The organism is Actinomycetota bacterium (genome assembly GCA_035765775.1).
Taxonomy (GTDB): Bacteria; Actinomycetota; CADDZG01; order JAHWKV01; family JAOPZY01; genus DASTWV01.
On record DASTWV010000014.1, the window covers coordinates 1 to 13,915 of the forward strand.

The following is a 13,915-nucleotide window of genomic DNA, read 5'->3' on the forward strand; positions in this document are numbered from 1 at the left end:
CTGGGCGGCATGAGGAACGGGGTCATGCGATCCGTGGAGACATAGTGTTTGGCCATGCCCCCATTCGCGCACACTTCCGGGGGAAGGTGTTGGATTTCGCGATTGCTAGTTTGAGGCCTCGATTTTGCGACACCCTGTATAGGGGCCTCAGCACTCACAGACTCCCTTTAGGCCGGCTTCTGGCGGCTCCCCCGCTTCGCCCCAGCCCCTGCCCGGCCCGCCCCTGCCCGGCCCGCCCCCGCCCGGCCCGCACCAACTCCGGGACCCGCTCCGGCAGCCCCCGCCCGGACCGGCAGCAGCGGCCGCAGGTAACGGGCCGTGTACGAAAGGTCCGAGCCGGCAATCACCTCCGGCGGCCCCTCGGCCACCAGCTCGCCCCCCGCTCCCCCGCCCTCCGGGCCGAGGTCGATGATCCAGTCGGCGGTCTTCATCACATCGGTGTTGTGCTCGATCACGATGACGGTGTTCCCCTTGGCCACCAGGCCGTCCAGCACCGCCAGCAGCTTGGCGACGTCCTCGAAGTGCAGGCCGGTGGTGGGCTCGTCGAGGATGTACAGCGTCCGGCCCGTCGCCCGCTTGGCCAGCTCGGTGGCCAGCTTCACCCGCTGCGCCTCGCCGCCCGACAGCGTGGGGGCGGGCTGGCCCAGGCGCACGTAGCCCAGGCCCACCCCGTGCAGCGTCTCCAGGTGGCGGGCAATGGGCGGGATGGCGGAGAAGAAGCCCAGCGCCTCCTCGACGCTCATCTCCAGCACGTCGCTGATGCTCTTCCCCTTGTAGTGCACCTCGAGGGTGTCCCGGTTGTACCGCCGCCCCCGGCAGACCTCGCAGGTGACGTACATGTCGGGCAGGAAGTACATCTCGATCTTGATCTGGCCGTCGCCCTGGCAGTTCTCGCACCGGCCCCCCTTGACGTTGAAGGAGAACCGCCCGGGCAGGTAGCCCCGCACCCGGGCCTCGGCGGTCTGGGAGAACAGCGTGCGGATGTGGTTGAACATCCCCGTGTAGGTGGCCGGGTTGGAGCGGGGCGTCCGGCCGATCGGCGACTGGTCGATGTCGATCACCTTGTCCACGAGGTCCAGACCCTCGATGCGCTTGTGGCGCCCGGGGAGCAGCTTCGCCGAGCGCAGCAGGTGGCGGTGCACGCCCCGGAAGAGGATGTCGTTGACCAGCGTGGACTTGCCCGACCCCGAGACGCCGGTCACCACAGTGAACAGCCCGATCGGGAAGCGGACGTCGATGCCCTTCAAGTTATGTTCCCGGGCACCCCGTACCGTGATCCAGCCCCGCTCCGGCTTCCGCCGCTCCGCCGGGACGGGCACCGACCGCCGCCCGGACAGGTAGGCCCCGGTCAGCGATGACCGGTCCGCCTTCAGCCCCTCGAAGGAGCCCGAGTACACGATCCTGCCCCCGTGCTCCCCCGCCCCCGGGCCGATGTCGACGACGTGGTCGGCGGCCGCCATGGTCTCGGCGTCGTGCTCGACGACGATGAGCGTGTTGCCCAGGTCCCGTAGCCGCACCAGGGTGTCGATCAGGCGCCGGTTGTCCCGGGGGTGCAGGCCGATCGAGGGCTCGTCCAGGATGTAGAGCACGCCCACCAGGCCGCTGCCGATCTGGGTTGCCAGGCGGATCCGCTGGGCCTCGCCGCCGGCCAGGGTGGCGGCCCCCCGCTCGATGGTCAGGTAGTCGAGGCCGACGTCCACCAGGAACCCGAGCCGGGCGTCCACCTCCTTCAGGATGCGGCCGGCGATCGCCCGCTCCCGGTCGGTCAGCTCCAGGGACCCGAGGAACTTCGCCGCCTCCTGGGCGGACAGCTGGGACAGCTCCCAGATATTCCTGCCGCCCACCGTGACGGCGAGCGACTCCGGGCGGAGCCGGGCACCGTGGCACGACGGGCAGGGCACCTCGCGGAAGTACTGCTCGATGCGCTCCCGGGTGGTGTCGGACTCGGCCTCCTGCCGGCGGCGCTCCAGCCAGGGGATGACCCCCTCGAAGGTGGTGTGGTACTGGCGCACCCGGCCGTAGCGGTTCTTGTACTTGATGAAGACCTCGGCGGCGCCGGTGCCGTAGAGGACGGCGTCCCGCTGCTCGGGGGTCAGCGCAGACCACGGGGTCGAGGTCGAGAACCCGAAGGAATCCGCCACCGCCTCCAGCATGCGGTCGAAGTACTCCAGCCGCCCGCTGGACCATGGGCTGATGGCCCCCTCGAGCACCGACCGGTCCGGGTCGGGCACTACCAGCTCGGGGTCGGCCTCCAGGTGGACCCCGAGGCCGTCGCAGCGGGGGCAGGCCCCGTAGGGGGTGTTGAACGAGAAGTTGCGGGGCTGCAGCTCGTCGAATGACAGCCCGCAGGTGAGGCACGCGGCCTTTTCCGAGAACAGCATCGTCTCCCCGGCATCCACCAGCTCGACGCCCACGATGCCCTCGGTGAGCCCCAGGGCGGTCTCCACCGAGTCCGCCAGCCGCCGGCCGATGTCGTCTTTGAGCACCAGGCGGTCGACGATCACGTCGATGTCGTGCTTGTAGTACTTGTCCAGGCGGATGTTGTCGGCCAGGTCCATCACCTTGCCGTCCACCCGGGCCCGGGCGAATCCCTTCCCGGCGAGGTCGGACAGCACCTTCTCGAACTCGCCCTTCTTCCCCTGGGCGATGGGCGCCAGGACCTGGAACCGGGTCCCCGGGGCCAGCGCTATGACCTGGTCCACGATCTGGCTGGGCGACTGCCGGGCGATGGGCCGCCCGCAGTTCGGGCAGTGCGGCTGGCCGATGCGGGCATAGAGCAGGCGCAGGTAGTCGTAGACCTCGGTGATCGTCCCCACCGTCGATCTCGGGTTCCGGGAGGCCGACTTCTGGTCGATGGAGATCGCCGGCGACAGGCCCTCGATGAAGTCGACGTCGGGCTTCTCCATCTGGCCGAGGAACTGCCGGGCGTAGGCTGAGAGGCTCTCGACATAGCGCCGCTGGCCCTCGGCATAGATTGTGTCGAAGGCGAGCGACGACTTCCCCGACCCGGACAACCCGGTGAAGACGATGAGGGCGTCCCGGGGCAGCTCGAGGTGGACGTCCTTGAGGTTGTGCTCGCGGGCACCCCTGATCGTCAGTTTGCTCATGAGGTGGGAGGCGGGGCCTCCCGAGGGCGGTGTCACGCCCGCCATTGTGCCTCGCACAACACAAGGGGCCGCATAATCCGGGGCGATGAACCTGACGCTGGTGGCCGTGATCGAGGTCGCCCTCCTCGCCGCCGGGGCCGTGGCCGCCGCCCGCCTAGTCCAGCGGGTGGGCACCGGCGAGCGCAAGGTGGTCCTGCTGGTGGCCGCCTCGATCTGGCTGGTCGCCTTTGGCCTCGTCCCCTTCTTCGCCTTCGCCCTGCTAGCCCCGGGCGGGCACGCCGGTCAGGCCGGGGCGGGGACCTTCGAGAACGGCGTCCTCAACGCCGTGCCCTTCGTCCTCGTGGCCTCGCCCCTGCTCGGCGTGCTCCACGGGCTGCGGATCACGGGGCGGCGCCCCCGCACGTAACGCCCGGCATCCTCTAACTGTGGTGCCGCAGTGCGGGTGTCCGGATTCTCAGCCCAGCGTGGCAGTGGCCGCCGTGGCCCCCGAGGCGTCGAGGAGCACCACGGAGTGGATGTCGCTCACCGTAACGTTGACCGATCGCCCCCAGCTCCCCGACCCGCTGTGCATCGGGAAGCTGCCGATCGCCAACCGCTGGCCGCTGGCCAGGACGAGCATGCAGGTGTAGGCGCCGCTCGCCTCCCCGCCCTTCACGGTCATGAAGACCCAGGAGGGGTTGCCTGAGCGGGCGTAGACCTCCCCGCTCACCATCTCACCGCCGCCGTTCAGGCCGGCGTTCAGGAACGCTGCCTCGCGCACCGCTACCGTGCCGCCGCCGCTGAGGCGGCCGGGCAGCAACCCGATGGCCAACCCGACGATGAAGGCCACGCTGGCGGTGGCTGCCATCCAGCGCAGCCGCCGTCCCAGCCAGAAGCCGGAGCCCCCGGGACGCATGCCCTTCGTCACCCGCTGGGCGAAGCCGGCGGGCGGCTCGATCTCGGGGGCCATGGCGAGGAGGGCGTCGCCGGCGTCGGCCAGCTCCTTCACCACCCGCCGGCAACCGGCACACCCGTCGAGGTGCGCCAGCACGTGCGCCCGCTGGTCGCCGGGCAGGATCCCGAGCGCCAGCTCGGGGGCCAGCTCCTCCACCTCGGCGCAGGTCAGTTCCGGGGAAACATTCACGGCGACACCGATCCTTCGGCCAGCATGCCCCGCAGCTTGCGCATCCCCGCCCGGATCCGGGTCTTCGCCGTCCCGAGCGGCACTCCCTCCATGGTGGCGATCTCCTGCGCCGTCCGGCCGTAGAACGCCGCCAGGACCAGAGCCCGGCGCTGGTCCACCGGGAGCAGGCGGACCGCCCCCCGGACGTCCCGCGCGGTCTCGGCCCGCACGGCGTTCTCCGCCGGGCCGGGTTCCTCGCTGAAGATCTCCCACTCCGCGATGGTGCCGGGGTCCATCGGGGTCGCCCGGTGCAGGCGCAGGCTGTCGATGGCCAGGTTGCGGGTGATGGTCAGCAGCCAGGTGGCCACGGTCCCCCGGCGCGGGTCATAGGCGGAGGCGTTGCGCCAGGCCCGGGTCAGGGCCTCCTGGGCGATGTCCTCGGCCAAGCTCGGGTCCCCGACGATCGACATCGCCAGGCCGTACACCCGGGCCTGGAAGCGCTGCACGAAGGCCCCGGCGGCGGCGCGCTCGCCGAGGCCCATGGCCGCCAGAAGGGCCTCGTCCGAAGGCGTCGATGTCCCGTCCGCCCGTTGCCGCACACCCGATACTACGTACGGCGCGCTGAGAGAGTTCATCGTGGGGGCCAACGGGGCAGATTTTTCGGCGTATCCGCCCTCCTTCCAGGAAGAAGTACGGATGGCAAGCCCGCAGGGATTTCGGTCGTCCGGTTCGGGGCCTGGTTCTCAGGTCTGGTTGAGGCCTAGTTGGGAGGCGCCGAGACCAGCGTCACTGCGGCCTGGTGGGGCCGGCCGGCATCATCCACCCACCCCACCTGCACGGCGTCCCCGGCATGGTGGCCCGCCAGGATCGAGGTCAGCGAGCCGGTCGAGGTCACCGCGGCGCCGTCGACGGACACGATGATGTCCCCGGCGGCGATGCCCGCCTGCTGCGCCGGATCACCCGGGGTGACCTGCGCCACGTACGCCCCGGCGGCCACCGGCGGCCGGTATCCGGGATTCGTGGCCACGACGCTGCCGAGGTCCTCGACGGCGACCCCCAGGAAGCCGGGGAGCTGAGAGGGGTTGCTGGAGTTCACCCGGCCCGCCAGGATGTCCTGGGCGATGGCGACCGCCCGGTTGATGGGGATGGCAAAGCCCACGCCGGTGCCCGTGCTGAAGCGCAGCCGGGAGGAGGCCGCGGTGTCCATGCCGATCACCTGGCCGAGCGTGTTGGCCAGCGGCCCGCCCGAGTCCCCGGGCTGCAACGGGGCGTTGATCCGGATGAGCCCGGCGAGGTTCTCCGAGCTCCCGGTCGAGGAGTCGGACGCTGTGATCGACTGGTTGAGGGCCACCACCTGGCCCGGGGCGACCGAGGGCGGCCCGTTGGCCCCCAGCGCATTGCCGAGGGCGAGCACCGAATCGCCTACCGCCACGCTCGAGGAGTTCCCGAGTGGCGCCGGCGCCAGGCCTGACGCCCCCACCATCCGCACGACGGCGATGTCATCGGTCTTGTCGGTCCCGACCACCAGGCCGGTGTAGGCCCGGCCCGTGCTGATGACCAGGACCCGGATGGCCACCGCCCCGGCGATGACGTGGTTGTTGGTCAGCACCACGCCGTCCGGGCCGATGACGATCCCGGTGCCGGCGGCACTCGATCCCGCCCCAAGATTGGAATCGACGTCCACGATGCTGGGCGTCAGGCGGGCGGCAATCGCCGCCGCGCTGAGCGGGGCGGTGGCCGGGGCAGCCGCCGGTGGCCTCGGCGCCGGCGACGGTGCCAGCACGGGCGATGGGACCACCACCGCTGAAGGCGGCGGGGAAGGCTCCGGGGAGGGGCTCGGCGCTGGGGCGAGGGTCGGGGTGGGCGATGCCAGCGGGGTCAGGGACGGCGCGACCCCGCCCACGAGGTTGGTGCCGCCCGGGTTGATCACCGCCGCCGCCGTGAGTCCGGCGACCACGGCAAGCGCCAGCGCCACGACGATGCCCAGGATGGCGAGGCCCGTGCGCTTCTTGGGGGGTGGCGGCGGCCGCCACGGGCTGGGGGGCGGCCACCCTCCGCCGGCACCTCCGCCATATCCGCCGCCGTATCCCGGAGGCACCCAGGCCGGCCCGCCTGGAGCGCGCGGAGGCAGGGCCGGGAGGGGTTGGGTGGACTGACCGTCGGCGCCCACGCCGCAAGTATCACACTCCCGCCTGGTGCCCCCCTGAGGGATCGTGGCCGTCCCGCAGCACGAGGCGGGGTCGGGCCAGCACCCGCAGGTCGGCGGCCGGGTCCCCCTCCACCAGCACCAGGTCGGCGGCGGCGCCCGCCGCCACATGCCCCCGGCCCTCGAGGCCGAGGTACGCCGCCGCGCCGGAGGTGGCCGCCGCCAGGGCGGTCTCCACGCTCATCCCTGCCTGCACCAGCAGGGCCAGCTCGGCCGGGTCGATCCCCGCCGGCGGGCCGGCGTTGCCCATGTCCGTGCCGTAGACCACCCGGCCGCCCCCCGCCAGGAATCGCCGTAGGTTGTCTATCCGGGCCGGCGAGGGATCGATGTGGAGCGTCGGGACGACGACCATCCCGGCTTCGACCATGCGTTCCATAACCGCCTGCGGGACCGCCTCGTCGCTCCAGAGGCCGTGGGCCAGCTCGTCGACACCGGCGTCGAGCGCCCGGACGAGCTCGGCGAGGGCCCCGCAGTGGCTGGTCACCCGCAGACCGAGGCCGTGGGACGCCTCGACCACGGCGCCCAGCACGTCCGGCGGCAAGGTCGGACCTGCCCGCGGCTCCTGGGCCACCTTGATGACCGCGGCACCCCAGCCGGCCAGCTCACCCACCGCCGCCCGGGCCTCCCCCGCCGAGCGCACTTCGAGGGCGCTGCCCCGGGGGCACCACCGGGCGCGGGAAGGGTAGCCTCGGGGCGAGGTCAGCATCGGCCCGGCGGCCAGCAGCCGGGGCCCGGCGGCCGGGTCCGCCGCTAGTGCCTGGCGGAGCCCGTGGATCGTGCGCCGCTCCCAGCCGAGGTCGCGGGCGGTCGTGATCCCCCCGGCCAGCACCCGGGCGGGCCGGACCAAGCCGAGGTGCACGTGGGCGTCGATGAACCCGGGCAGCAGCGTGCAGCCCGCACCGTCGACCACCCGGGCTCCGGCGGGCACCTCGACGGTGCCCGGCGGGCCGACCGAGGTGACCCGGCCATCAGCCACCACCACGGTCCGCGCCCCGGCGAAGCGCTCTCCGTCAAAGAGCGCGACGCCGAGAAAGGCGCGGGTGCCGCTCAGCGGTAGCTGTACGGGATGGCCGCGATCTGGTCCGAGCTCACCGTCCCGAAGTTGAACGACTCCACGTTGAGCACCCCGGAGACCAGCGTGCCGTTGGGGGCCGGCCCGGTGAACCCGACTTGGATCGTCCCAGTCTGACCGGGCTGCAGCACCAGCGGGGCGTAGGCGCCGGTGATCCCCTCGAGCGCCGACCAGATGTTGCCGGTCGTGGACGACACGTTGGGGTCAAAGGCCGCGGTCAGGGCGGCCGCCCCGCAGTCGAAGGTGGTCGCCGTCGCCGTAGCGGCGAACGGGCCCTGCTCCGCGGGCCCACACGACCACACCGACGCCGGGAGGTCGGGAGCGAAGAAGGTCGCCACCGCGTCGTCGCTCACCGACGCCGCGGGGATCTCCGGCGAACCGAACTCGGGGCTGGTGTCCATGTTGATCGGCACCGTCGACTGGGCGGCAATCTGTACTGCGGTGCTGAACGGCGGCACGATGAACTGCGGCATCGTCGCCGGATCGGTGGTCGGGAGCGGGACGCCGGTAGGGGTCACCAGGCTCGCCAGCGGGATCACCGTGGACTGGTCGAGCCGGGGGTCAACGGACACAAACTCCGGCGAGTTGCCGTTGTTGGTCACCGAGACGGTCGCGTTCACAGTGTGCCCCGGCGGGATGTCCCGGTGCTTGGGAAGCGATCCGGTGGCCGCCGGAGCGCCGAGCCCGATGGTCCCCGATATGCCGGTGGAGGTCTTGACCGACGACACCGAATTCAACTGCTCCAGGTCGAGGCTCCAGGTCCCCGCGCTGGGGGCCACCCACGAAAGGTGCATGGTCTGGAGGTTCTGGCTGCCATCCGGCGTGAGGGTGGACTGCACGTCGACCGGCGACCCGCCGGGGTCGACGAGGAAGCCGAGCAACTGGTAGCCCGCGGAGTCGTCCTGGACGTTGACGTTCAGCCCAAGGTTCTGCTGGCCGGGCGGGACCACGAACTGGTAGGCCAGTTCCTGGTTAGCGAACGACATGCGCTGGTTGCCGCCCGTCAGGATGCCGCTGAAGCTGCCTCCCAGCGGGACCAGCGTCCGGAGCGTGACCGGGATCGAGGCCGGCGCGCTGCCACCGGCGTCGGTGCCGAAGTCCAGGGACTCAGCACGGTCGCCCGGGGCCGCCGGATCCGTCACGTGCACGTTGAACGTTGCCGAGCCGCCGGGGCCGATGGTCTGCACGGCCGGCACGACGGATCCGGCGACCGGCTGGAAGGCGGAGCCGGTGATGGTGTACGCGAGGGGGCCGCTGTACGCCACGCTCTCGAACGCCAGCATGGTCCACGTGCCGGGCGCCGGGTTGACCACCTGCACCTGGCCGTAGCCGCCCCCGCTGCCCTGCGGACGGGACTGGGCGGCGATCCGGCCCTGAGGATCGAACAGGGACTCCCGGACGGTCGACGTCGGCTGGTTCCCAGTCGCCCAGGCAATCTGGTCCTCCAGCTGGTTGAGGCCGGCGGGCACAGTGAAGTGCACCAGGTGCACGTCGCCCAGCACCTGGCCGGTCTGGTAGACGAAGGTGGGGTCGGTCGCCTGGTTGAGCTGCAGCGTGCCGCTGGCAATGGTGGTCGCCGGCCCCAGCGCCTGGACGGTGGGCGTCACCGTCTGGGTGACCGCACCCACGTTGGTCAGGGTTACCGGCGTGACGGTTGCCGCCCCTGCTGCACCGGTGTGGGATATGGAGTTGGTGGAGTACAGCAGGCCGCTGCCCTCGGGAGTGGAGCCGATGGAGCGGGCATCCTGCACTGCCCGGAGGGCGTCGACGAGCCCCGCCCCCTGCTGGCCGGCCACGATGCTGAGGTCCTGGGCGCTGCTCTTGATGATCTGCTTGACGAGGGCCGGGCTGGGCGTGGCGCCGGCGTGGGTGTCCCGGTAGGCCTGGATCACGAGGGCGGCGACCCCGGCGGTGAGCGGCGCGGCCTCACTGGTCCCGCCGAACGCCACGATGGGCTGCGGGTCCGGCCCGTTGAACAGGTCGGCACACTCGGTGAACTCGGTCGTGTTCGGCGAGCAGTCTGCCCAGCCATTCTCACCCGGTGCGACGACGTCGATGGTGTGGGGTCCGAACTCGGTGACGCCCGAGCTGGAGGGCGAGCTCGGATTGTTGCTCTGCCAGCCGTTGCCACCGAACTGGTACCCGTACGAGGTGGTCTGGGCGTACTCCCGGTAGCTGGTGGAGGCCCCGGCGGAGATGACCGCGGAATCGCTCGAGGGGGTCCCGATGGTGTTGGTGGGACCGGCGTCGCCGGTACTGGCCACAACGGTGATCCCGGCGGCGACGGCGTCCTCGTCGGCGATGGCTATGGGGTCGTTCGAAGGGTTGGGGACCGGGTTGCCGCCGAAGGACTCGCTCAGTACGTCGACGTGGTCGTGACTGACCGCGTAGTCGATCCCCTCGAGAACCACGCTGTTCGGGGCGCCGTTCGAGTGACCGAAGACCTTCATGACCGCCAGCGACGCGCCCGGGGCGACGCCCTGGATTCGGATGGTGCAGCCGGCCGGCAGCGGGTGGGCCGGGTTCACCTCTCCGCTGAGGTCATAGGTTTGGTTGCCCTGGGCGGCGATCGAGCTGGCGTCGCCGAAGGCTTCTTCGCCCCCCGTCACGCCGTTGATGCCATCGCCGCTGAAGTCCTGGTAATCGAAGATCACCGAGGATCCGTTGCGGGTGAAGTCGGGGATGTTGGGGTCCAGCCCGTCGGGGAAGACCGCCACCTTCACGCCGGTGCCGGTCGCCAGGTCATTGGCGGCGGGCTGCGTGACACCCGGGCCGTAGTTGACCTGCATCAGCTGCAGGGCCTCGGGCTCCAGGATCGGCTGGGCCGGATTGGAGGGGCAGGTGGCCGCTGGATTGCCGGTCACCACCGCCGGGCTGGCGGCGGCGCCGGTGGCGGCCTGGGCCACGGCCTGTGCCGAGGTCGCGGGGCTGGGACCGGGCACGACGCTGTCCGGAACGACCTCCAGGACGGAGGGGTCGGCAGCCAGCCGCGCCGCCTCGGCGGTGGACATGGTGGCGGCGACTGCGTTGATGAACGAGTAGCCCTGCGCTTTCGGGGCCTGGAGCGTGCGGAGCTCGTTCAGGATCGGCGCCTGGTCCCCCCTCAGCGTCGAAGCCCGGTGGGATGCCTGGTTGCCGGCGCCCGGCACCTCGGGGTGCTGGTTGCGCAGCACCACGATGACGTTCTGGGTCGCGTTGGCCGACAGCGCCGCCACCTGGGCTTGCGAGAGTGGGCTGAGGTAGGTGGGGGGTGCGAACACCCCGGGGGCCGGCGCGGCAGATGCCGGGCTGGCGGCAAGACGAGGGGCGACGAGTCCGATGGCGAGACCGAGGTGCAGACTCCAGGGTGGGAAGCGAGGTGTCATTCCTCTCTCCTTTTTCGGTTGTCGGCCCCCGAGAAAGGCGAGAATACTCCACTTCCCCCGTACGTTCAATACCCCTTATTATCGCTGCGCTGGGGGCTTGGGCCGGGACCGAGGTCTGGCCCTGGGGGCTGACTTCGGGATGACGTCGGGCTCCGGCTCCGGCTCCGGCTCAGGGGCAGGTGCGGGCGCCCGGCGGCCCGCGCCGATCCGTGCCCCGATCCGCGCCCCTATTGAAGCGAACGCCCCCGGAAGGAGGATCGTCACCACCTCCAGGACGGAGCGCACGGGAGAATCGGAGAGCTTGCTGAGCCCGGCTGCGCTGCCCAGCGCGGCCACCAGACCAGCGGTCCCGGCAATGCCGGCTACCACGAACCCCCGCTGTCCCCGGTTGAACCTGCCGGCGACCCGGACCCCGCCCCACACCCCGGCGACCGCCCCGACGGCCAGGCCCGCCATGATGCCGTCACTCCCCGCCGCCACGGCGCCCACCAGCCCGCCCACCAGCAGCCCCGCACCGAGGCAGGCGGACACCACGGCGATCATCACGAACGACCGGCTGAAGGCGGTCTGATTGCTCCGGCGGGCCGGGGGTCCGGCCTTGGTGGGGCGCGCCCCGGGCCTGGTCCCGGGCCTGGTCCCGGGTTGGGTGCGGGCCTTGGTGCCGGGCCTGGTGCCGGGCCTGGCCGTCACCGGCTGGGCCTTGACGGCCCGCTTGGCGGGCCCGTGGCCGTTGGTCGTGGCGTCGCCCCGCTCAGGCCTCTTGCCAGGGCCCTTGTCGGGCCCTTTGCCAGGTCCTTTGCCAGGTCCCTTGTCAGGTCCCTCGTCAGGCCTTTTGTCCGAGCCCTTGTCAGGCAAGGGCTTTCAGCTCCCGGCGGAGGTCGGCGATCTCATCCCGCAGGCGGCCGGCATACTCAAAACGCAGTTCCTTGGCAGCCTCGTGCATCTCCTCCTCGAGGGACTGGATCAGGCGGCCCAGCTCATCCTTCGGCATGGCCACCACCTCGGGCTCCCGTTCCCGGCGGCCCCGCTTGTTCCGCCCCCGGGGAGCGGCCTGCCCGGGCGAGAGCGAGAGCAGGATGTCGGACACCTTCTTGCGGATCGACTGCGGGTCGATTCCCAGCTCGGCATTGTGGCGCATCTGGATGTCCCGGCGGCGGTTGGTCTCCGAGATGGCCCGATGCATCGAGTCGGTCACGCCGTCGGCGTACATCACCACCTGGCCATCGACGTTGCGGGCGGCCCGCCCGATCGTCTGGATCAGCGACGTCTCCGAGCGTAGGAAACCCTCCTTGTCGGCGTCGAGGATGGCCACCAGGGACACCTCGGGAAGGTCCAGGCCCTCACGCAGGAGGTTGATGCCCACCAGGACATCGAACGCCCCCAGCCGCAGGTCCCGCAGGATCTCGATGCGCTGGATGGTGTCGACGTCGGAATGCAGGTACCGCACCCGGATCCCCATCTCCAGGAGATAGTCGGTGAGGTCCTCGGCCATCTTCTTGGTGAGCGTGGTCACCAGCGTGCGCTGGTCGCGCTCCACCCGGAGGCGGATCTCGTGGATCAGGTCGTCGATCTGGCCTTTGGACGGGCGGATCACCACCTGGGGATCCACCAGGCCGGTGGGGCGGACGATCTGCTCCACAATCTGCTGGGACACCTCCAGCTCGTAGGGCGAGGGCGTGGCCGACAGGAAGATCATCTGGCCCACCCGGTCGATGAACTCGTCGAAGCGCAGCGGCCGGTTGTCCATGGCACTGGGCAGGCGGAACCCGAAGTCCACCAGGGTCTCCTTGCGGCTGCGGTCGCCCTCGTACTGGCCGTGCAGCTGCGGCACGGTGACGTGCGACTCGTCGATGACGCACAGGAAGTCATCGGGGAAGTAGTCGAGCAGGGTGAAGGGCGGCGAGCCCGGGGTCCGGCCGTCGATGTGGCGGGAGTAGTTCTCGATCCCGTTGCAGAAGCCCACCTGGCGCAGCATCTCGAGGTCGTACTCGGTGCGCATCCGCAGGCGCTGGGCCTCGAGCAGCTTCTGCTGGATCTCCAGCTGGTGCAGGCGGTCCTTGAGCTCGTCCTCGATGCCGGCGATCGCCCGCTCCATCCGGGGCTTGCTCGCCACGTAGTGCGAAGCCGGGAAGACCACGAGGTCTTCCAGCTCCGCCAGCACCTCGCCGGTCAGCGGGTCGAGGCGGACCAGGCGGTCGACGGTGTCGCCGAACAGCTCCACCCGGAAGGCGGACTCCTCATAGGCCGGGAAGATGTCGACGGTGTCGCCCCGCACCCGGAACTTGCCCCGGATGAAGCTGAAGTCGTTGCGCTCGTAGGCGATGTCGACCAGCCGCCGGAGGATGGCGCCCTGCGGGTATTCGCCGCCCACCTTGAGGCGCAGCAGGTGGTTCTCGTACTCGATCGGCGATCCCAGGCCGTAGATGCACGACACGCTGGCCACGATGATCACGTCCCGCCGGCTGAGGAGGGCCGAGGTGGCCGAGTGCCGGAGGCGGTCGATCTCATCGTTGATCGACGAATCCTTCTCGATGTAGGTGTCGCTGCTCGGGATGTAGGCCTCGGGCTGGTAGTAGTCGTAGTAGGAGACGAAGTACTCCACGGCGTTGCCCGGGAAGAACTCCTTGAACTCGTTGCACAGCTGGGCGGCGAGGGACTTGTTGGGGGCCATGACCAGGGTGGGCCGCTGGCAGGCCTCGACGACGCCGGCAATGGTGAAGCTCTTGCCCGATCCGGTGATGCCGAGGAGGGTCTGGCGCCGGTCACCGCGCTCCACGCCCTCGGCGAGCTGGGCGATGGCCGCCGGCTGATCACCAGCAGGGGCGAATTCTGAGACGAGCTTGAAGGACCCCACGGGGGCAAGTGTACTGAGGGGTGATCGGTCCACGGGGGCCTGCGACGTGTCGCCGGCCATCTGTCAGCCACTCCTCAAAGATTTTCAAGATTTCTTGCCACATCTCGTGCATGGTTGCGGCTTGGGTGTGGTAGACTAGAACACATGTTCGAGCAACCGACCACGGATCTGTTCCCGCCCGAGGACTTCGGCACCGAGGCCCTGGGGGA

General features: G+C 70.8%; 9 protein-coding genes. 1 reads left to right on the forward strand and 8 read right to left on the reverse strand.

The features are described 5' to 3' along the window. Positions 1–167: 167 nt before the first annotated feature. Complete coding sequence (uvrA, locus tag VFW71_02670; protein ID HEU5001668.1) at positions 168–3,107, reverse strand: excinuclease ABC subunit UvrA; 2,940 nt, start codon at positions 3,105–3,107, stop codon at positions 168–170. An 85-nt stretch (positions 3,108–3,192) separates the two neighbouring features. Between uvrA and VFW71_02675 the strand changes: the two genes are divergently transcribed. Continuing rightward, entirely contained in the window at positions 3,193–3,513 is a 321-nt protein-coding gene (locus tag VFW71_02675) for a hypothetical protein (protein ID HEU5001669.1), read from the forward strand. 48 nt (positions 3,514–3,561) lie between these two features. Here the strand turns inward: VFW71_02675 and VFW71_02680 are convergent, their stop codons facing one another. From VFW71_02680 to uvrB, 7 genes are all read right to left on the reverse strand, one after another. Beyond that, positions 3,562–4,230, reverse strand: a complete 669-nt coding sequence (locus tag VFW71_02680) for a zf-HC2 domain-containing protein (GenBank protein ID HEU5001670.1) — start codon at positions 4,228–4,230, stop codon at positions 3,562–3,564. Continuing rightward, positions 4,227–4,808 carry a sigma-70 family RNA polymerase sigma factor gene (locus tag VFW71_02685; GenBank protein HEU5001671.1) on the reverse strand — a complete coding sequence of 194 codons (582 nt, stop codon included), beginning with the start codon at positions 4,806–4,808 and terminating at the stop codon, positions 4,227–4,229. Before VFW71_02685 ends, VFW71_02680 begins: the two co-directional genes overlap by 4 nt. A gap of 161 nt (positions 4,809–4,969) precedes the next feature. Then, positions 4,970–6,379, reverse strand: coding sequence for a trypsin-like peptidase domain-containing protein (locus VFW71_02690; GenBank protein HEU5001672.1), 1,410 nt, complete (start codon positions 6,377–6,379; stop codon positions 4,970–4,972). A gap of 10 nt (positions 6,380–6,389) precedes the next feature. Next, positions 6,390–7,391: an amidohydrolase family protein gene (locus VFW71_02695; protein ID HEU5001673.1), complete on the reverse strand. Its 1,002-nt coding sequence runs from the start codon at positions 7,389–7,391 to the stop codon at positions 6,390–6,392. Between the two features lie 71 nt (positions 7,392–7,462). Continuing rightward, positions 7,463–10,852 carry a S8 family serine peptidase gene (locus tag VFW71_02700; GenBank protein ID HEU5001674.1) on the reverse strand — a complete coding sequence of 1,130 codons (3,390 nt, stop codon included), beginning with the start codon at positions 10,850–10,852 and terminating at the stop codon, positions 7,463–7,465. Positions 10,853–10,930: 78 nt separating this feature from the next. Then, entirely contained in the window at positions 10,931–11,542 is a 612-nt protein-coding gene (locus VFW71_02705; protein ID HEU5001675.1) for a hypothetical protein, read from the reverse strand. Between the two features lie 157 nt (positions 11,543–11,699). Next, complete coding sequence (gene uvrB / locus VFW71_02710; GenBank protein HEU5001676.1) at positions 11,700–13,766, reverse strand: excinuclease ABC subunit UvrB; 2,067 nt, start codon at positions 13,764–13,766, stop codon at positions 11,700–11,702. Positions 13,767–13,915 lie beyond the last annotated feature (149 nt).

What these genes read in the sequence shown, in the direction of transcription:
- uvrA (HEU5001668.1), bottom strand. Translation starts at nt 3,107, where the DNA reads ATGAGCAAACTGACGATCAGGGGTGCCCGCGAGCACAACCTCAAGGAC.
- VFW71_02675 (HEU5001669.1), top strand. Translation starts at nt 3,193, where the DNA reads ATGAACCTGACGCTGGTGGCCGTGATCGAGGTCGCCCTCCTCGCCGCC.
- VFW71_02700 (HEU5001674.1), bottom strand. Translation starts at nt 10,852, where the DNA reads ATGACACCTCGCTTCCCACCCTGGAGTCTGCACCTCGGTCTCGCCATC.
- uvrB (HEU5001676.1), bottom strand. Translation starts at nt 13,766, where the DNA reads ATGGCCGGCGACACGTCGCAGGCCCCCGTGGACCGATCACCCCTCAGT.